The 19,708-nt window shown below is 37.4% G+C and carries 15 protein-coding genes; 8 read left to right on the forward strand and 7 right to left on the reverse strand.

All coding sequences use genetic code 11. From position 1 onward, the window contains the following. The 6 genes from bioB (at position 1) to CKV78_RS02430 (ending at position 7,493) form a co-directional block, all read left to right on the forward strand. Positions 1-1,014, forward strand: coding sequence for a biotin synthase BioB (gene bioB, locus CKV78_RS02405; RefSeq protein WP_005764419.1), 1,014 nt, complete (start codon positions 1-3; stop codon positions 1,012-1,014). Positions 1,015-1,265: 251 nt separating this feature from the next. Next, positions 1,266-3,530, forward strand: a complete 2,265-nt coding sequence (locus tag CKV78_RS02410; protein ID WP_032855599.1) for a TonB-dependent hemoglobin/transferrin/lactoferrin family receptor — start codon at positions 1,266-1,268, stop codon at positions 3,528-3,530. 85 nt (positions 3,531-3,615) lie between these two features. Further along, positions 3,616-4,971 (forward strand): PDZ domain-containing protein, encoded by a 1,356-nt coding sequence (locus CKV78_RS02415; RefSeq protein WP_005764414.1) that lies wholly within the window; start codon positions 3,616-3,618, stop codon positions 4,969-4,971. A gap of 9 nt (positions 4,972-4,980) precedes the next feature. After that, the gene (locus tag CKV78_RS02420; RefSeq protein WP_005764412.1) at positions 4,981-5,766 is read left to right on the forward strand and encodes a heme/hemin ABC transporter substrate-binding protein; all 786 of its coding nucleotides are present in this window, start codon (positions 4,981-4,983) and stop codon (positions 5,764-5,766) included. Between the two features lie 30 nt (positions 5,767-5,796). After that, on the forward strand, positions 5,797-6,741 hold the full coding sequence (locus CKV78_RS02425; protein WP_005764410.1) for a FecCD family ABC transporter permease: 945 nt from the start codon (positions 5,797-5,799) through the stop codon (positions 6,739-6,741). Between the two features lie 14 nt (positions 6,742-6,755). Further along, a complete protein-coding gene (locus CKV78_RS02430; RefSeq protein WP_005764408.1) occupies positions 6,756-7,493 on the forward strand; it encodes an ABC transporter ATP-binding protein in 738 nt (245 codons plus the stop codon). A 76-nt stretch (positions 7,494-7,569) separates the two neighbouring features. On the opposite strand, the gene nagE is transcribed toward CKV78_RS02430, so the two are convergent. Then, the gene (gene nagE / locus CKV78_RS02435) at positions 7,570-9,027 is read right to left on the reverse strand and encodes an N-acetylglucosamine-specific PTS transporter subunit IIBC (protein ID WP_005764406.1); all 1,458 of its coding nucleotides are present in this window, start codon (positions 9,025-9,027) and stop codon (positions 7,570-7,572) included. Positions 9,028-9,308: 281 nt separating this feature from the next. Between nagE and nagB the strand changes: the two genes are divergently transcribed. Next, on the forward strand, positions 9,309-10,112 hold the full coding sequence (nagB, locus tag CKV78_RS02440) for a glucosamine-6-phosphate deaminase (RefSeq protein WP_005764403.1): 804 nt from the start codon (positions 9,309-9,311) through the stop codon (positions 10,110-10,112). 10 nt (positions 10,113-10,122) lie between these two features. Continuing rightward, positions 10,123-11,259: an N-acetylglucosamine-6-phosphate deacetylase gene (nagA, locus tag CKV78_RS02445; RefSeq protein WP_005764402.1), complete on the forward strand. Its 1,137-nt coding sequence runs from the start codon at positions 10,123-10,125 to the stop codon at positions 11,257-11,259. A 115-nt stretch (positions 11,260-11,374) separates the two neighbouring features. Here nagA and CKV78_RS02450 read toward each other — a convergent pair whose 3' ends face one another. The 6 genes from CKV78_RS02450 to dnaK all read right to left on the reverse strand — a co-directional run bounded on the left by CKV78_RS02450 (position 11,375) and on the right by dnaK (position 19,527). Then, on the reverse strand, positions 11,375-13,711 hold the full coding sequence (locus tag CKV78_RS02450; RefSeq protein WP_005764400.1) for a TonB-dependent hemoglobin/transferrin/lactoferrin family receptor: 2,337 nt from the start codon (positions 13,709-13,711) through the stop codon (positions 11,375-11,377). Positions 13,712-13,862: 151 nt separating this feature from the next. Beyond that, positions 13,863-14,981: a molecular chaperone DnaJ gene (gene dnaJ / locus CKV78_RS02455; protein WP_005764398.1), complete on the reverse strand. Its 1,119-nt coding sequence runs from the start codon at positions 14,979-14,981 to the stop codon at positions 13,863-13,865. A gap of 189 nt (positions 14,982-15,170) precedes the next feature. After that, positions 15,171-16,439 (reverse strand): O-acetylhomoserine aminocarboxypropyltransferase/cysteine synthase family protein, encoded by a 1,269-nt coding sequence (locus CKV78_RS02460; protein WP_005764396.1) that lies wholly within the window; start codon positions 16,437-16,439, stop codon positions 15,171-15,173. An 86-nt stretch (positions 16,440-16,525) separates the two neighbouring features. Continuing rightward, entirely contained in the window at positions 16,526-16,924 is a 399-nt protein-coding gene (locus CKV78_RS02465) for a GyrI-like domain-containing protein (RefSeq protein WP_005764394.1), read from the reverse strand. 14 nt (positions 16,925-16,938) lie between these two features. Beyond that, positions 16,939-17,541 carry an HNH endonuclease gene (locus CKV78_RS02470; protein WP_005764392.1) on the reverse strand — a complete coding sequence of 201 codons (603 nt, stop codon included), beginning with the start codon at positions 17,539-17,541 and terminating at the stop codon, positions 16,939-16,941. Between the two features lie 81 nt (positions 17,542-17,622). Further along, positions 17,623-19,527, reverse strand: coding sequence for a molecular chaperone DnaK (gene dnaK / locus CKV78_RS02475; protein ID WP_005764390.1), 1,905 nt, complete (start codon positions 19,525-19,527; stop codon positions 17,623-17,625). Positions 19,528-19,708 lie beyond the last annotated feature (181 nt).

Consider the following 19,708-nt stretch of genomic DNA (forward strand, 5'->3'; position numbering starts at 1 on the left):
ATGACAATAGCAACATCTTTTCAAGTAAAAACCCTAACCCCTCATCCTTCTTTGGAATATTGGTCTGTTTGTAAAGTAGAAGCATTATTTGAAACGCCATTTTTGGATTTAGTGTATCGTGCAGCACAAATACATCGTGAAAACTTTAATCCAAAAGCAATTCAATTATCGACTTTAATGTCGATCAAAACGGGCGGTTGCCCTGAAGATTGTGGCTATTGCCCACAGTCTGCACGCTATCAAACAGGTGTACAAAATCAGCAATTATTAGAAATTGATGAGATTGTCGAAAAAGCGAAAATTGCGAAAGCACGTGGCGCAGGGCGTTTTTGTATGGGGGCTGCTTGGCGTGGTCCAAAACCAAAAGATGTGGCGAAAATTACTGAAATTATCAAAGCAGTAAAAGCCCTTGGCTTGGAAACTTGCGGAACTTTTGGTTTATTACAAGACGGCATGGCGGAAGATTTAAAAGCCGCAGGTTTAGACTACTACAACCACAACTTAGATACTGCACCAGAACATTATCACAATGTGATTGGTACTCGCCAGTTTGATGATCGCATCAACACCTTAGGCAAAGTGCGTAAAGCGGGATTAAAAGTATGCTGTGGTGGGATCGTGGGGATGAATGAAACTCGTAAAGAGCGTGCTGGTTTAATCGCAAGCCTTGCGAATTTAGATCCGCAACCAGAATCTGTGCCAATTAACCAATTAGTGAAAGTGGAAGGCACACCATTAGCAGACGCGGCAGAATTAGATTGGACAGAATTTGTGCGCACGATTGCAGTGGCTCGTATTACAATGCCAAAAAGTTATGTGCGCTTATCAGCAGGCCGTCAAGGAATGTCTGAAGAAATGCAAGCGATGTGTTTTATGGCGGGGGCTAACTCCATTTTCTATGGTGATAAGTTATTAGTTACTGGTAATCCAGAAGAAGATGGTGACCAATTATTAATGGCGAAATTAGATTTAGAGCCAGAAACAGAAGAAAATCGTTATTGTTCAGCAGATTAATATTATTTAAAGTGCGGTCTAAAAATAATGATTTTTAGGTAGAATTCAATCTCCCTCTTTCATTCGTTAAATAAAATGAAAGGGGGAGATTTTTTTATATTTCGAGAAAAATGTCTAGTGAATTATAAGTGATAGGATCAGTTCATTTTTAGAGCAAAGATATAAAGTCGACTGTTTGAAATACATACAATTGACTATATAATGATAATTATTATCATTATTGTTTTAATAAATGTATGGATAATTTAATTATGCAAATTAAACCTCTTTATATCGCACAATTTGTGAGCTTAACTATTACTGGAATGGCTTTTGCTGAAGGCAATAAAACCATTGAATTAGCCCCAATTGTGGTGTCATCTTACACCTCGGATAGCACTTATACCACACCAACTCAGTCTACTGTTAGAAAAGAGCAGCTAAAACGAACAGGCGCACAAAACATTGAAGACATTGTGAAGTACGAGCCGGGCGTAGATGTTGACTCTGACAATATGCGTATGGGACACAATGGCTACAATATTCGCGGTATTCGTCATCAACGCATTCAAATGAACATTGATGGTATTCCATTAACAGAACCTTTTGAAGATGCAGGCCCTCGTGTAGGGCGTAATATTTCCAGTAAATTGGGTGTTGATGTTGTTGAACCAGAAACTTTGCGCCAAGTCGACATTGATAAATCAGGGAATTCTGCGCTTTATGGCAATGGTGCGTTAGGTGGTAGTGTCAATATGATGACTTACAACCCGAGCGATTTTGTTCACGCAGATAAACCGTTTTATGCCGGATTAAAATATGGTTATCGCAGCACTTACAGTGCACATACCAAAATAGCAACTTTAGCTGTGCATTCGCAATTTGTGGAAGGCTTATTAATGCTGACTCAGCGTGATAGCAAAGAGTTTGATAATTTTGCTGAAAATGATGAAAACGGTGATGACAAAACAGTTTCCAATGATCAAAAAACGAAAGGAAACAACATTCTAGCGAAATTGAATTTTAGTCAAGATGCAAATCGTCTTGAATTAACCTTTGAACGCTATGAGCGAAAAATAAATACCCAACGTGATGAGTTTTTAAAAACGATTTCACGTCCATTAATGCAACGAAATCCAAACCAACCACCCGCTATTCGAACTGATAAAGTTACTACAGCGACATCATTAGATAAATTTACTCGTGAGCGTGCGGGATTTGTTTATCGTTATTTACCAGAAAGTGATTGGTTAGATGAAATTAATTTCCAAGGCTATTCACAACGTTTGAAAATTAATGATACGACTTATCAATATTCTGAAAGTTCGGCAACCAATGGTAATAAATTAAACGAAACAACACAAAATAATAACCGATTAACGCATCGTATTTACGGACTTAAATCTGAGTTAAAAACCCATTTCGAGACAGGTTCAGTTAAGCACCGATTATCTAATAGCCTTGAGTTTAGACGAGATGAGTTAGATCGTTTACGTGGTGATGATTATCAACGTCAAAGTAAAAATTCATTGGCGGAAGATAACCAATTCCGTTTATTCCCAAAAACGATCACCAAAAATTATAGTTTAGGTTTGCAAGATCAAATGACCTTTGTAAATGATATGGCATTAAATTTAGCGTTACGTTATCAGTATGAAGAACGCAGATTCAAATCTAGTCATTTAGACACAACGCCAACCCAAGATAAAGCTGCGGTAAATAAAAAATTAACGTATAGCACCTTATCCCCAAGTGTGCGTTTGCATATCCCGATTTCTGATGAATTGGCGTTGTTAGCAGGCTATGCTTATGCGAAGAAACTACCAAACCCACAATACATTGGTGTAGGTGCGGAAATGAATATGGGACCAATGGGAAAATATAAAATTAATCCAAATCCAAACTTGAAACCAGAAGAGGCGAATAGTTTTGATCTTGGTTTGCTTTATGTATCGGACACCTTCAAAGCTCGTTTAAATACTTATTATAACCAATACAAAAATTTCTTAAGTCCAGAGCAAGTATTACCACCTTGTCGAGGTTGTTTGCGTGAAGTGTATTATGGCAATAAAGGTAAAGTAAAAACCTATGGTGCAGAATTATTTACTGCGTGGCAATTTGCGGATAACTGGACATTAACCAATGCAGTTGCGTGGATGAAAGGCTATGTATTGAATCCGAAGAAACCATTAGCAACGGCACATCCGTTGAATGGTGTTGTTGGCATTGAATATGAACGAGATACTTGGGGCTTTAGCACAAAATTCCGTTGGTCAGATAAAAAACGTAATCCTGGCACTTATATGGATAAGAACGTTGAATATTCTTACTTCAAAGCACCGGGCTATGGTGTTTGGGATCTCACCGTTTATTACCAACCTGTGAAAAACGTTGAAATTCGTGCTGGGGTATTCAACCTATTTAATAAGAAATATTGGACCTTTGGTGATGTAGTCGAAATTCCAGATAACAAAACCATCGATCGTTATACCCAACCGGGACGCAATTATACGATTAACGTGGAATTAAAATTCTAAAGAAGTCCTCATAAGTGCGGTGAATTATTGCAAACTTTTCGCAAAATTGACCGCACTTTTTTAGTTTACAAAAGGAATAGAAATAATGAATAAACAATTAGTTAAAACATTTTGGTTGTTGTTATTATCTTTCGTGACAGGAGTTGCTATGGCACAGGGGGAATTTAAAAGTTTTGAATATCAAGGCGAAGATGGCCAAAAACGACCTTATATTTTGTATGTGCCTAAAAACCTTGAACAAGGCAAAAAGCACCCTTTAGTTGTGTATTTGCACGGTGCAGTTTCAGCCACTACATTACGTATTAATCCATTAGAGTCTGCACAGAAATCGCCCTTGGTAAAATTGGCGGACGAAGGCGGATATTATGTGTTATTCCCTTATGGACAAAAGGGCGCAACTTGGTTTGAACCAAATGGGATCAAAATGGTGTTGGCTGAAATCGATAAGATTAAACAAGAAGTTGCGGTTAATGAAGATAAGATCTTTTTAAGTGGCTTCTCTGATGGTGGTTCTGGCACATTATATTTTGCTACGACACAATCTTCGCCATTTGCTGGATTTATTTCCCTCAATGGGTCATTAAGTGTCGCGGCGACAATCGGTAAATCCCCCGTTTATTTAGAAAACTTAAATCATAAGCCGTTATACATCGTGAATACACAATCCGATATGCTTTATCCTGTGCGATTAATGCAACCTACAATCGAAAAAATAAAAGAATATCATTCAGAGGTGGTATTTCGTAGCCCTGAAGGCAATCACGAAATGAGTTATTTTCCAACTATTGCGGCAGAGGTGAAGGCCTTTATCGATAATCATCAACGTCAGCCGATTACAAAAATATCGTTTGAAAGTGCGGATGATTTTTCGAATAAATTTGCGTGGTTAAAGATCACTAAACTTAATCCTGCAGAAACGGCTAAAGAATGGCATACACCATACGAGCTTAAAATGGTTAATGATAAAGCCTCTTTTGGGATGATTTTAGATGCTAGCTATACAGGAAAAGGAATGAAAGTTTCTTCTTTTAATAAAAAAGGCAGTGCGGCAGAAAAAATGGGTGTGCAAGCAGGCGATATTATTTTGAAAATGGAAGATACAGAGTTAGATCATCGTTATGCTGCCTTTAATTATCTCTCAACAAAGAAAGCGGGGGATAAAACCACACTAACTGTGGAGAGAAATAGCCAAATTTTTACGCTATCAGGTCAATTTCCTGAAGGATATGAATATCAAGTCTTTGCTAAACAGCCAATTTCAGGTAAGGTAAGGGCTGAAGTAAATGAGAATCGTTTACTTATAGAAACTTCTCGTGTTTCAGAATTAGAAATTGATTTTTCGCTATTGCCATTTAAAGCAGATTCGATGATTGAGCTAGAGTTAAATGGAAAAATTCAACAGGTAAAACCTGAAAATATGCAAACTTTTACTATTCAATAGGACGTTATTATGAAAAAACTGCTTACACTTTTATTATTAGCCGTTCAACCTTTTGCTTATGCACAACGTATTGTGACTTTAACGCCAGATACGGCTGACATTGTAGTTGCATTAGAAAGTACAGACCAAATTGTAGGTCGTGATCAAACGGCAATGAATCCAGCGGTAGAAAAAGTACCAGTGATTGGTATTCACCGTAAATTAGCGGTTGAGCCAATTTTAGAAACTAAACCTGATTTAGTGTTAGGTTCTTATATGGCAATGCCAGCAACGATTTTTGATAACTTAAACCAACTTGGTGTAAAAACAGTTAACGTCTTACCACAAGATAATATTGAAGCTTTTGGTAAAGCGATTCGCGAAGTGGGCAAGCTGATTTCTAAAGTAGAGCAAGCGGATAAATTAGCAAGTGCTTGGGAAACTGGCATTAAGCCGTTACCAAACACTGGTAAACGTTATTTATTAACTTATGATGGCCGTGTTGTGGCAGGTAAAAATACCGCAGCAGATGAATTGATTCGTCGAGCTGGTGGTGTGAATGCTGCAGTTGATGTAGAAGGAATCAAACCTCTTAACCGCGAAGCGTGGTTAGCTGCGAAACCCGATGTAATTATTGTTGCAGAGCATCAAAAAGAAGTTATCGGTGGAGTTGAGAAATTGCTTGAGCGTCCTGAAATTGCAAATAGCCCCGCGGCTAAATCTGGTCATATTTATTTTTGGTCTGCAAATGACTATTTACGTTATGGTTTAAACACACCAGAAGTATTAAAACGTTTACATAATCTAGCAAAATAAGCCATTCGTGAAGCAGATGTAGTGATTCAAATGAAAAAACTTTCTTTGTTTTTTGCTTTTATTGGAACTGCTTTTCTAATTTGGTTTTCTATTGGTGTCGGGTTTGGTGGCTGGCAGTCGCCAAACTCACTTGATCCTATCGTTTTTGATATTCGTCTACCTCGTATTATCAATGCATTAGTCGTTGGTGCCGCATTGGCTGCTGCGGGAGCAGGGCTCCAAGCACTTTTTGAAAATCCTTTAGCAGATCCAAGTTTAATTGGAACTTCAGGTGGTGCTGCCTTGGGTGTTATCTGTGTTTTAGCTTTTGGCTCAGCTGGTATTGGTGTGCCTCTTGCCGCTTTTTTAGGTGCATTAGTAGTATGCTTATTGATTTTATTCGCTCATCATTTATTTGGTGGCGGTACGCTCGGCTTGCTAATTATGGGCTTTATTCTCAGTGCATTTTGTTCTGCAGTAGTAGGATTAATTTTATTTTTATCTGATGATCTTGTTTTACGTAGTGCGACTATTTGGCTTGCTGGCAGTTTATCTGAAGCAGGTTTTACACCAATTTATTATCCTTTTATGATTATGCTCATTGGTTTGGCTTGGCTAGCCATTTTAGGTCGTCAGCTTGACTCTTTAATGCTTGGGGAAGATACTGCTTTTAGTATGGGTATTTCAGTCTCGAAAGTTCGTTTACAAACTGTTATTGCGGCTGCATTATTAACAGGTGCTGCAGTTTCTTTATCGGGAATTATTGGTTTTCTCGGAATGATGATTCCCAATATTTTAACTACAGTAATTGGGGGGCATCGTCGCAAGCTAATTTTACTGTCTGCTTGGGTTGGGGCTACCTTTTTATTATCAGTTGATAGTGCCTCGCGTTTAATTACCTATCCAATTGATTTACCTGTAGGGATTGTCATTGCATTGTTAGGTGGTCCTTTCTTCTTTTGGATTTTTATCCAAGCGACTCGCCGTAGAGCATAATTAGGAGGTTATTGGTGTCATCACTTTTTGAGTTAGAACCTCTTACTATCCAAGCTAACGAGCGTATTATTTTACAAACAGAACATTTACATATTCCAAAAGGAAAACACACGGCAATTATTGGACCAAATGGTGCAGGCAAATCTACTTTGTTGAAAGCCTTTTTAGGCTATTTTAATGCACAAGTTAAGATGAATGGCGAGCCCGTACAGGAGCAAATTCGCACAGGAAAACTTGCATTGGTGGCACAAAACGGGCGTTATGGAATGCCTCTTTCTGTTGAAGAATATGTGAAATTAGGGCAATTTAACCCCGCACTTTTTTCTACAAAAAAAGTGGATCACGAAAATCTAGATTTATTACTTGAATATTTCGAGCTGATCCATTTACGTCATAAACGTGTGAATATGCTTTCAGGTGGTGAGCAACAACGAGCTAATATTGTACGTGCGTTAATGCAAAATTCACCAGTGATATTATTAGATGAGCCTTGTAACCACTTAGATATTCGTCATCAGCAAAGTTTGATGCATTTTTTAAAACAAAATAAATCCAAGTTTAATGCGGTGATGGTATTACACGATCTTGATTTAGCAGCAGGTTATGCAGATCATATTGTGTTAATGGATAAGGGAAAAATCATTGCGCAAGGTGATGTGGAAGACGTAATGCAAAGCGAGCGTTTAAGTGCGGTCTATCGTTGGCAAATTTTACAGAAAAAAGATGAAAGTGGTATTTTCTTCCGCGTGTAATCTTCTTTTTCGTGTTAAAAATAAAGCACACAGTCAGTGATTGTGTGCTTTTTTATGTTTAGGTAAAACTAGGTTATTATTGCTTTTTCATTGCATCAGCAATTAATTCAGCTTCTGGTCCCAAAATCACTTGTAATGCGTTGTCGCCTAATTTGACATTACCTTTTGAGCCTAATACTTTTAATTTTTCTTCATCTATTTTATTGCGATCAACTAGCACTAAGCGTAAACGAGTGATGCAAGCATCAATGGTTTGCAAGTTTTCTTTACCGCCTAAGGCAACGATGAAGTTTGCGGCTTTTTCTTCACGAGTTGAGTTGTGTTGTAAATCAACATTTGAACCCGCATCATCATCTTCACGTCCTGGTGTTTTTAAGTTGAATGCTTTAATTGCGGCACGGAAAACTACATAGTAAATCACACCAAATGCTAAACCTTGAAGGATTAACATATACCAGTCTTTAGCTAATGGGTTTTGTGAAGAAAGAACCATATCGACAAAACCGGCACTGAAACCAAAACCTGCCATCCATTGCATTGATGCGGCAATAAAGACTGAAATGCCTGTTAATAGTGCGTGGATTACATAAAGCAGAGGTGCAACGAACATAAATGCAAATTCTAATGGTTCAGTCACACCAGTAAAGAATGATGCTAATGAAGCTGCTATCATTAAAGAAGCAACTTGTGCTTTTTTAGCGGGTGCTGCACTGTGGTAAATGGCAAGACCTGCTGCTGGTAAACCAAACATCATTACGGGGAAGAAACCTGCTTGATACATTCCTGTTACCCCTACTATTGCAGTACCATTTGCCAGAGATTGTGCTCCACCCAAAAAGTTAGGAATATCATTGATACCAGCTACATTGAACCAGAATACGGAGTTTAAGGCGTGGTGTAAGCCAACTGGAATAAGTAAGCGGTTTAAGAAACCGTAGATTCCCGCACCTGTAGGTCCAATATCAGTAATTGACTTACCGAAACTAACTAAGCCGTTGAAGATAACTGGCCATAAATACATCAAAATGAATGACACAATAATCATTACCAATGAAGTTACGATTGGAACTAAACGTTTACCGCTGAAGAATGCAAGAGCTGCTGGTAATTCTATATGGTGGAAACGATTATATAATTCAGCAGAAATCACCCCAACTAAGATACCAATAAATTGGTTATTGATTTTACCAAAAGCTGCAGACACTTGGTCAGCTGGAATGTTTTGTAATTGTGCAACTGCACCAGGAGAAAGTAGGGTAGTTACGACTAAAAAGCCGACTAGACCAGAAAGAGCTGCTGAACCGTGTTTATCTTTAGACATACCGAAAGCCACACCAACAGCAAAAAGAATCGCCATATTATCAATGATTGCTGCACCAGATTTAATTAAAAATGCAGCTAGTTGGCTTTCGCCTCCCCAACCATTTGGGTCGATCCAGTAACCAATACCCATTAGAATTGCAGCTGCTGGTAACGCTGCAACAGGAACCATTAAAGCTTGCCCAATACGTTGTAGGTAAGTTAGAACACTCATAGGAACTCCTTTTTTCTTATGTTATGAAAACGTTTACGTTTTATCCACATACTCACTATAATTAAGCAAATTTTCTATGACAAATTAAATTCTTTATTTTTGTGAGTTATATCACTAAATAGCTTAATTGATAGACTTTTTATTAGCTATTTCATAATACTTCTTTTATAATGAGAAAAAAGAAAAAATACTCCATTTTTTTATTTATTTTGATGTTTTAAAAATGAACACTTTAAACTGAATATAATCATATTTTACATACAATAAAGAGGATATAGTCAATGCGTTTAATTCCATTAAAAAATGCAGATCAAGTTGCTAAGTGGTCAGCTCGTTATATTGTAGATCGTATCAATCAATTTAGCCCAACAGAGAAAAAGCCGTTTGTTTTAGGATTACCAACAGGCGGAACACCATTAAAAACTTATCAAGAACTTATTTCATTATACAAGGCTGGTGAGGTAAGTTTTGAAAATGTAGTGACTTTTAATATGGATGAATATGTTGGATTGCCAAAAGAGCATCCTGAAAGCTATCACTCATTTATGTATAGAAACTTTTTTGATCACATTAATATTCAAGAAAAAAATATTAATATCTTAGACGGTAACACTGATGATCATGATGCTGAATGCCGCCGTTATGAAGAGAAAATTAAATCTTACGGTAAGATCAATTTATTTATGGGCGGAGTTGGTGTTGATGGGCATATTGCATTTAATGAACCGGCTTCTTCTTTAGCATCTCGTACTCGTATTAAAACTTTGACAGAGGATACCTTAATAGCTAACTCACGTTTCTTTGATAACGATATTACTAAGGTGCCTAAATATGCATTAACTGTTGGGGTAGCAACTTTACTTGATGCAGAAGAGGTAATGATTTTAGTGACTGGCTACAATAAAGCACTTGCATTACAAGCCTGTGTAGAAGGTTGTGTTAACCATCTCTGGACAGTAAGCGCATTACAAATGCACCGCCATGCATTAGTCGTCTGTGATGAGCCTGCAACCCAAGAACTTAAAGTGAAAACAGTAAAATATTTTACTGAGTTAGAGGCGAGAGCAATTCACAGCGTATTATAGGAGACAAATTATGTATGCATTTACAAATGGTGTGATTTATACCGCGAATGAAGTGCTTTATGGTAAAGCCGTGATTGTAGATGGCGATAAAATAAGTGCAGTTGTTTCTGAGCAAGATTTGCCAGAAGGCATCGAAAGAATTGATTTGAACGGTAATAATTTAACCGCAGGGTTTATCGATCTTCAATTAAATGGCTGTGGTGGAGTGATGTTTAATGAAGATATTTCGGTGAAAACTCTCGAGATTATGCAAGAAACCAATCTAAGATCGGGAACAACTAGTTATTTACCAACGTTTATCACTTCTCCTGATGAAGGAATGAAACAAGCTGTTTCAGTAATGCGTGAATATTTAGGAAAATATAAAAACCAAGCATTAGGTTTGCATTTAGAAGGTCCTTATTTAAGTGTTGAGAAAAAGGGTGTTCACCGTCCTGAATATATTCGTGAGATTAGTCCGGAGATGAAAGCATTTTTATGTGATAACGCTGATGTGATTACTAAACTTACTTTAGCGGCTGAAAATCCAACAGCACAATATATTCCTGAATTTGTTAAGAAAGGCATTATTGTTTCTATTGGGCACTCAAATGCTACTTATGATGTTGCGAAAAAAGCGTTTGGAAATGGAGCAAGTTTTGCTACTCACTTACATAATGCAATGTCACCAATTAGTTCTGGACGTGATATGGGGGTAGTAGGCGCAGTATTGGATACAGATATTTATACAGGTATTATTGTGGATGGTTTGCACGTTAATTTTGCGAATGTCAAAATTGATAAAAAAGTGAAAGGTGAAAAACTTTGTATTGTGACTGATGCTACTGCTGCAGCTGGGGCAGATATTGACTCATTTATGTTTGTGGGCAAAAAAGTCTATGTCAGTAACGGTAAATGCTATGATGAAAATGGAGCATTAGGCGGCGCCTCAATTACAATGATTGAATCAGTAAAAAATGCTGTCAAAGAAGTAGGTATTCCACTTGATGAAACCTTACGTATGTGTAACTATTATCCAGCAAAAGCCATTGGTGTAGATGATAAGCTAGGCTCAATTGAAGTAGGTAAAATCGCTAACTTAACTGTATTTACACACGACTTTAAAGTTATTGGTACTGCAGTCAACGGTGAATGGCAAGTAAACTAATTTGGAAATAAAATAGCATGATTGTTCACGCTTATTTTGACGTGTAGTCCTGTAAAACTGTTGAAAACAAACCGCACTTTGATACTAAAGTGCGGTTTGTTTTTATAACATTTACTTAGAAACGAATTTCAAGTGACGCGGCGTAGTTGCGTCCTGGTGCATAAAAACGCTCTAAGCCTTTTCCTGCACGATCAACAGTGTTTAATGTGCTATTAGCATTAATACCACGAAGAGCATCCCAAGTATGATATTTTTTATTGAATAGGTTATAAATACCTGCTCGGAAAGTGATATCCTCAGTCACTTTATAGTAACCGAAGGTATCAAATACAAAGGCTGATTGATTTAAGTATTTATAAGTAGATAAATCAGGATAAAGCTCTCGTTTTTTACAGCGTGTTATTTGTGGACCACCCCAAGGATCAGGTTCTGTGACTAATTCTACGCAACGGCTTTTGGTTTCATAGGCTTTTGCGTCTCTTGGTTTCTTTGCCCCTAAATAAGTGAGACGGTTGAAAATAGCCCATTTACCACTTGGTGCTTCATAATCAAGTCCAATAATTGCTTTAAGTGGCTGAATTGATAGTAAGTTGGCGTTATTAGAAAGTGTTCCTTTGCTATACCCTAATGCTCCATAGAATTTAAAGCCTGTTGGAATTGCAGAAACAAATTGTTCTAGATTCAAGTGTGTTTTCACTTCAACACCATAAACTTTGGCTTTGTCTAAGTTGACCATTTGTTGCACTTGAGTTTGGAAAATTCTGCCATATTGCTTTTGTTCGATAATACTTTCTTGCTCAAATAAGAAATTACGATAATTTGTCTGGTAAAGCGTTAAATCAAACAAGCCCTTTTCGCTATTTCCTTTTAAAGATACTGTATGGTTAATACTTCTCTCTGGTTTTAGATTTGAGTTAGATTTCCAAGTCCCATAAGCATTAGTGAAGGTGAAGAACATTTCAGATGCAGTAGGAACACGATAACCTGTACTAATATTGTAGCCTAGTGTCCAAGTTGGATTCAATTGTGTATCTAAGCTAGCAAAGGTGCTGATTGTTGAGAAATGGGTTGATTTTGGTTTACCCTCGGCTAAACACGCAGGGCTACAAGGTGCATTTAATGATTTTGGTTCAAGTTTAGTATAGTCATAGCGAATGCCTAAATTACTTGATAATGTATCATTCCAATGTACGGAATCTTTTAATGACACCCCATACTGTTTAGTTCTGATTGGATATTGGATAGTGTAAATGATTTTATCTTTTGATGTTGTCATATTAATGTTGTCTTCATTAATATTTTTAAAATCACGTTGACTAATATAGCTTTTAAGTGTCAATGTATGCTCACCAAATAGGTTAAAAGGTTGAGCAACTAATTCTACAGAACCTCGAGTGAATTTCGTTTTCATTCTGCGATCGTAAATCTCATCAAGTTCTTTTTCATTAGTTTTGTAGTTTCTTCCGCCTTTATAGTTGACCGCTGCAAGATCTGTATATTGATAGTCAATATCAAATTTACTATAAGATAGCCAGCCTGAACTTGGTGCATAGATATAATGTAAGTTAGTATTGATTCGCTCATTCTGGTCATCAGCCTCACGCCATTGTGAGCCAAATAAGGTATAGGATCGTTCATCGATATAACGACCACCTTTTTGACCATTGATTGATACTCCAACACGGTGATTATCATTGATTTGATAGCCTATTTTGGCTAAATAGTTATGGAAACGTTGAGTAACTGGATCTGGGTGCTGGCTGCTTGAATGACGATATTCAGGTCCTGAGCCTCGGCTTTTGAATTCATGTCCTGTTCGTTGTGAATACATCAACAGGGTATCAAATTGGTTACCTACATACGCAATACCGCCAGTACGTATCCATTCGCGATTTTTACTTGCATAAGCCCCTCTTAATAAGGCGCCAAATTGATTGCCTTCTTTGACAATATTTTGTGGCTCTAATGTTTTATAATTTACACCGCCTCCAAGTGTCCCACTACCAGAAGTAAAGGAGTCAGAACCACGGACGATGTCAATTCTCTGAATCAGTTCTGGATCAATGCTTAGACGTGAGTTATTAAAGTTACCATAACGAGCATAAAGTGAATTTTCTTCTGAATCAGGTAAAGAAACACCATCAATACTAATACCTACACGGTTATCCTCAACCCCGCGCATAGCAAAGCCTTTTAAGAAACGCCCGTTGTCACTAATGCCAACATCTGTAGTGTAGCGTACAAGATCTCGTGTATCCCGAATCATTTCATTTTGAAGAGTCGTTACATTTTTGCTGACTACGTCTGGTGATGCTTTATTAGTTTCTATGCTAACGCTATCTTCAACGTTAATTTGCTCTAGGTTTGTTTTTTGAGCATAAATAGGCAATGATATAGCAGAAAAAATAGGTATGGCAGGCAGTAGCCATTTATAAGAGGGAAGAGATTTCATACATAAGCTCCTTAGCTAATAAAATAAGTAGCTTATTGTATTTGATTTAATTAAAAATAAGAATTATTTTCATTTTTATTGTGGTCTAACCTGTTGAAAATAAAACCGCACCCGATTGAGATCTTAAAGTGCGGTTTTATTTTTTATAAATTTATTTGCTTAAATTATCAAAGAATTTTTTCACACTATCAAAGAAACTTGAGGACTTCGGTCGGCTGTTGGTACCTTCAAGACTTTCCTCTAGTTTACGTAATAGCTCTTTTTGTTCTTCATTAAGTTGTATTGGTGTTTCAACGATAATACGACAAATTAAATCGCCACTATAGCCACTACGAGCAGAAGTTACACCTTTGCCACGCATACGGAAGAGTTTACCAGTTTGAGTTTCAGGTGGAACTTTCAGTTTTACACGACCATCCAATGTAGGGACTTCAATTTCACCACCTAATGCTGCCATTGTGAAACTAATAGGTACCTCGCAGTAAAGGTTGTTACCATCACGGTCAAAAATATGATGATCGCGTACGTGGATCACTACATATAAATCGCCACTTGGTGCACCATTTTCACCAGCGGCTCCCTCTCCTGACAAACGTAATTGATTACCTGTATCAACACCAGGTGGAATTTTCACCGAAAGATTTTTCTTTTTATGAACACGTCCATCTCCATGGCATGAACCACAAGGTTTTTCAATTTTTTTACCAGATCCATGACAAGTTGGACACACTTGTTCAGTAACAAAGAAGCCTTGTTGACGACGAACACGACCTGCACCATGACAAGTTGAGCAGGTTTCTACTTTTGAGCCTTTTTCTGCACCAGAACCATCACAAGTATCGCAATGCACTAGAGTATTGATCTGAATATCTTTGGTTGTACCACGAACAGCCTCTTCTAAGCTGATTTCAAGATCGTAGCGTAAATCATCTCCACGAACGACACGTTGGCGACCACGACTACCACCAAAAATATCACCGAACATATCACCAAAAATATCACCGAAGTCAGCACCGCCAAAACCACTGCCACCAAAGCCACCTTGTTCAAAAGCAGCGTGACCGTATTGGTCGTAGTTAGCGCGTTTTTGCTTGTCGCTTAACACTTCATAGGCTTCTTGGATTTCTTTAAATTTTTCTTCTAGTTCCTTGTTGCCCTGTGTGCGGTCTGGGTGATATTTCATCGCCAATTTTTTATATGCACGTTTGATTTCTTTTTCATCCGCACTACGCTCAACACCAAGAACTTCGTAATAATCTTTTTTTGCCATAATATTTATTGTTTCCGTTTATTTACTACTTTAAATCAAATAGGGTTTCTTTGTTTATCAGGAATGATCTCTGTGCTATTCCTGATTTTTAAAGAGATAAGCTGATATTTCTTTTTCAAAAAATATAAGCTTATTGCTTTAGTCTGCACTAACATAGGGCAGAAGTGTTTCTGCCCTGATTATTTTTAATTATTTAGCTGCTTCGAACGCTTGTTCTAAGTCTGCTAAAAGATCTTTGATACTTTCAATACCGCAAGAAAGACGAATTAATCCTGCTGAAATGCCTACATTTTCTAACTCTATTTCGCTTAATTGACGGTGAGTTGAGGTTGCAGGGTGTAAGGCACAAGTACGAATATCAGCAACATGCACTTCACGAGAAACTAATTTCAATGCATTTAACCATTTTGCTGCTGTTTCTCTACCACCTTTAATTTCAAAAGAAATCACACCACATAAGCCGTTTGGTAAATATTTTTGTTTTAATGCGTGATCTTTTGAGTTTGTTAAACCAGGGTAGCTTACTTTCGCTACTTGTGGATGTTTTTCTAAAAACTCTGCCACAGCTTGTGCATTTTCATAGTGACGTTCCATACGCACAGCTAAGGTTTCCATACCAAGATTGAGTAAGAAACTGTTTTGTGGCGCGGGTGTTGCACCTAAGTCACGCATTAATTGTACACGCGCTTTCACAATATATGCCGCAGGACCAAAAGTTTCGGTATAAACTAAACCGTGGTAGGTTTGGTCTGGCGTACTTAATTGTGGGAATCTGCCGTTATTCCAATCAAAGTTACCGCCATCAGTAATTGAACCACCAAGTGCGACTGCGTGGCCATCTAGATATTTTGATGTACTGTGGATCACTACATTGGCACCAAATTCAATTGGACGACAGAAATATGGGGTTGCAAACGTGTTATCTATTAATAATGGTGATTGTGATGCTTTTGCAAGAGCAACAAATTTTTCAATATCCAATACACGTAATGCTGGGTTTGCGATAGTTTCTGCAAATACAGCTTTGGTATTTGGACGAATTGCTTTTTTCAATTCTTCGAGTGGTAAATCTTGATCCACAAATGTCACTTCAATGCCCATTTTTTTGAAGGTATGAGCAAATAAGTTGTAAGTACCGCCATAGACATAAGAAGACGAGATAAAATGATCGCCTGCCTCTAAAATATTGAGCATTGCGTAAAATACTGCTGATTGACCAGAGGCGGTACACATTGTTGCCACACCACCTTCAAGCGCGGTCAGTTTTTCTTCTGCTGCATTTGTTGTTGGGTTAGACAAGCGTGTATAGAAATAGCCAGCCGCTTGTAAATCAAATAACTTGCCGATTTCTTCTGCAGAATCATAAGTAAATGTCGTACTTTGTACGATGGGCTGAACGCGAGCCTCCCCATTTTTCGGGCTATATCCTGCATGTAAACATTGTGTCGCAAATTCCATTGTATTTTTCCTTTATTGTTAATAATGTTATTTTATATAAGCAAAAGAGCGGTCATTTTTTGAAAAGTTTTACTGCATATTTTAGCTTAACAATGTGGTACAACAGAGATATAAATAGCCACGGAATTATCTGGATAGTATTTTTCAAAATCTATTGTATAAGCACGTTTTAGTAAACCTTGTTGCTCTTTTTTCCAAATAATTTGCCAAGTTTGATAAATTTCATCTACTTTACAACGAAATACTTCGTAGAAGCTTAAATCTTCAATATCAATAGTAGGAAAATCAGTCTTTATTGCTTTTTCAGTAGCAATCGAAAAATCATAGTCAGCTTGATTATCTGACTCATAATTAAAATAAACGCCATAACAGTATGCATTTTGAGGTAATAAGTTCGCGTTTTCTTGCCATAGTGAGGGAATTACCTCATTAGCAATTTTGTTGTTAAGGCGTTGTTGAACAATTGGATAGAGTGTTAAAGACATTGTTTACCTTCTAATTATGAGTTATTACCGAAGTGTATTTTTCTATGGCAATTAGGGCATAGCGCAATACAGTTAGATACAGAGTCATCACCATTTTGTGATAATGGAATCTTATGGTGAACTTCTAAATATGGCATATTGTCAACTTTTCGATTAAAAGGCGCTGGTTTTTTGCATGCACCACATACACCATTTGCCTGATAAAGCACTTCAGCAACAACATCAGGATCTCTATGGAATTGTCTGATTTTAACAAATGAGTAGCTGGGCTTTTTAATTTTTTTTCTATCTAATCTCTTTTGCCGTTTTTCAGGGGAATCATGTAATGCTTTTTTAACTTTTTTATCAAATTCACTATCGAAATTTTGATTAGGATAAAGCGCGTTTGTTTGAATATCTATTGCCTCAAAGCCTAAATTTCTTAGTTCTTTAGCAGCGACTCTTGTATTTACTGCATTTGCAGGAGCATGACATGCTAATGCTCGTATGATTTTTAATGGATATAACTGCTCATCATCGGGATTGAGCACAAATACATATTTTGGTTGACCAGAGTTTTGAGGTCGTTTCCCATTATTGTATTCCTTAAAAGCTCTACGAACATCATTAGAATCCATAATTCCTCCATAAAGTATGAATATGATTTATAGATCGAAAGGGCGTATTGCTACGCCCTTCAGATTTTTGTGAGAGTGAAATTATTTGTTGTCTTTCACTTCTTCAAATTCAGCATCAACCACATCATCATTTGGTTTTCCGCTTTGTGCTTGTTGCGGTTGCGCATCAGGTTGTGGCTGAGCCGCTTGCATTAATTTTTCAGATACCTGAATTAATGCTTGAACCTTAGCTTCAATTTCCGCTTTATCTTCACCTTTCACTGCTGCTTCTAAGTCAGATACCGCTTTTTCGATTGGTGCTTTATCATCCGCTGATAACTTATCACCTACTTCGCTTAATTGTTTACGAGTGCTATGAACTAAATGATCTGCTTGGTTACGTGCTTGAACTAATTCTTCAAATTTACGGTCAGCTTCAGCGTTCGCTTCTGCGTCACGTACCATTTGTTGAATTTCTTCATCTGATAAACCAGAAGATGCTTTAATTGTGATTTTTTGCTCTTTGTTAGTGCCTTTGTCTTTCGCAGATACGTGGATAATACCGTCAGCATCAATATCGAAAGTTACTTCAATTTGTGGCATACCACGTGGTGCAGGATTGATACCTTCTAGGTTGAATTGACCTAAAGATTTGTTATCTGCTGCACGTTTACGCTCACCTTGAAGTACATGAATTGTTACCGCACTTTGGTTGTCTTCCGCAGTTGAGAACACTTGTGATTTCTTAGTAGGAATCGTTGTGTTTTTCTCAATTAAAGTTGTCATCACACCACCCATAGTTTCGATACCTAATGAAAGTGGGGTTACGTCTAACAATAATACGTCTTTAACATCACCTGCTAATACACCACCTTGTACTGCCGCACCGATAGCAACTGCTTCATCTGGGTTCACGTCTTTACGAGGTGCTTTACCAAAGAAGGCTTCTACTTTTTGTTGTACAAGTGGCATACGAGTTTGACCACCAACAAGGATGACATCATCAATTTGTGACACACTTAAACCTGCATCTGCTAATGCCACTTTAACAGGCTCTAATGAGCGAGCAACTAAATCTTCAACAAGTGATTCTAATTTTGCACGAGTTAATTTAATGTTTAAGTGTTTTGGTCCTGTTGCATCTGCAGTGATGTATGGAAGATTCACATCAGTTTGTTGTGCAGAAGAAAGTTCAATTTTGGCTTTCTCACCCGCTTCTTTCAAACGTTGCATTGCTAATGGGTCATTACGTAAATCAACACCTTGTTCTTTTTTAAATTCTTCAACTAAGTAGTTAATTACACGGTTATCGAAGTCTTCACCACCTAAGTGAGTATCACCGTTGGTTGCTAATACTTCGAAAGTTTTTTCGCCGCCAACTTCATCGATTTCAATGATTGATAAGTCGAATGTACCACCACCTAAGTCGTAAACAGCGATAGTTTTGTTACCTTGACCTTTATCTAAACCATAAGCAAGTGCTGCTGCTGTTGGTTCGTTGATGATGCGTTTAACTTCTAAACCCGCGATACGACCTGCATCTTTAGTGGCTTGACGTTGCGCATCGTTGAAGTATGCAGGTACTGTAATTACTGCTTCAGTTACTGGCTCACCTAAGAAATCTTCTGCAGTTTTTTTCATTTTTTTCAATACTTCAGCAGAAATTTGTGGTGGTGCCATTTTTTCGCCTTTTACACCTACCCAAGCATCACCATTGTCTGCTGCAACGATCTCGAATGGCATAATGCTCACATCGCGTTGTACTTCTTCATCTTGGAAACGACGACCAATTAAACGTTTGATTGCGAATAAAGTATTTTTCGGGTTAGTTACTGCTTGACGTTTTGCAGGTTGACCCACTAATGTTTCGTTATCTTGTGTATAAGCAATGATTGACGGGGTTGTACGATCGCCTTCTGCATTTTCAATAACACGTGGTGTGCTACCATCCATTACTGCTACGCAAGAGTTTGTTGTACCTAAGTCAATACCAATAATTTTTCCCATTTTGTTTCTCCTAGTAAATTCGTTAATTCGATTTATAATCTGAAAATGAGGATTAAATTTCCTATTTCAAGTCTTTCCAGAAAAATTTTTCTGTTTTCTTATGATTGAAAGAGGGTTCAAATCTTTTGTGTTTCTCTAAATAAGATTTAAAAGAGAAAGTTCAAGGGGAAGATGAAAATTT

The sequence above is a fragment of the Pasteurella dagmatis genome (assembly GCF_900186835.1).
GTDB lineage: Bacteria > Pseudomonadota > Gammaproteobacteria > Enterobacterales > Pasteurellaceae > Pasteurella > Pasteurella dagmatis.

Coding starts and splice junctions, on each gene's coding strand:
- bioB (WP_005764419.1), top strand. CDS start 1: ATGACAATAGCAACATCTTTTCAAGTAAAAACCCTAACCCCTCATCCT.
- CKV78_RS02410 (WP_032855599.1), top strand. CDS start 1,266: ATGCAAATTAAACCTCTTTATATCGCACAATTTGTGAGCTTAACTATT.
- CKV78_RS02415 (WP_005764414.1), top strand. CDS start 3,616: ATGAATAAACAATTAGTTAAAACATTTTGGTTGTTGTTATTATCTTTC.
- CKV78_RS02420 (WP_005764412.1), top strand. CDS start 4,981: ATGAAAAAACTGCTTACACTTTTATTATTAGCCGTTCAACCTTTTGCT.
- CKV78_RS02425 (WP_005764410.1), top strand. CDS start 5,797: ATGAAAAAACTTTCTTTGTTTTTTGCTTTTATTGGAACTGCTTTTCTA.
- nagE (WP_005764406.1), bottom strand. CDS start 9,027: ATGAGTGTTCTAACTTACCTACAACGTATTGGGCAAGCTTTAATGGTT.
- nagB (WP_005764403.1), top strand. CDS start 9,309: ATGCGTTTAATTCCATTAAAAAATGCAGATCAAGTTGCTAAGTGGTCA.
- nagA (WP_005764402.1), top strand. CDS start 10,123: ATGTATGCATTTACAAATGGTGTGATTTATACCGCGAATGAAGTGCTT.
- CKV78_RS02450 (WP_005764400.1), bottom strand. CDS start 13,711: ATGAAATCTCTTCCCTCTTATAAATGGCTACTGCCTGCCATACCTATT.
- dnaJ (WP_005764398.1), bottom strand. CDS start 14,981: ATGGCAAAAAAAGATTATTACGAAGTTCTTGGTGTTGAGCGTAGTGCG.
- CKV78_RS02460 (WP_005764396.1), bottom strand. CDS start 16,439: ATGGAATTTGCGACACAATGTTTACATGCAGGATATAGCCCGAAAAAT.
- CKV78_RS02465 (WP_005764394.1), bottom strand. CDS start 16,924: ATGTCTTTAACACTCTATCCAATTGTTCAACAACGCCTTAACAACAAA.
- CKV78_RS02470 (WP_005764392.1), bottom strand. CDS start 17,541: ATGGATTCTAATGATGTTCGTAGAGCTTTTAAGGAATACAATAATGGG.
- dnaK (WP_005764390.1), bottom strand. CDS start 19,527: ATGGGAAAAATTATTGGTATTGACTTAGGTACAACAAACTCTTGCGTA.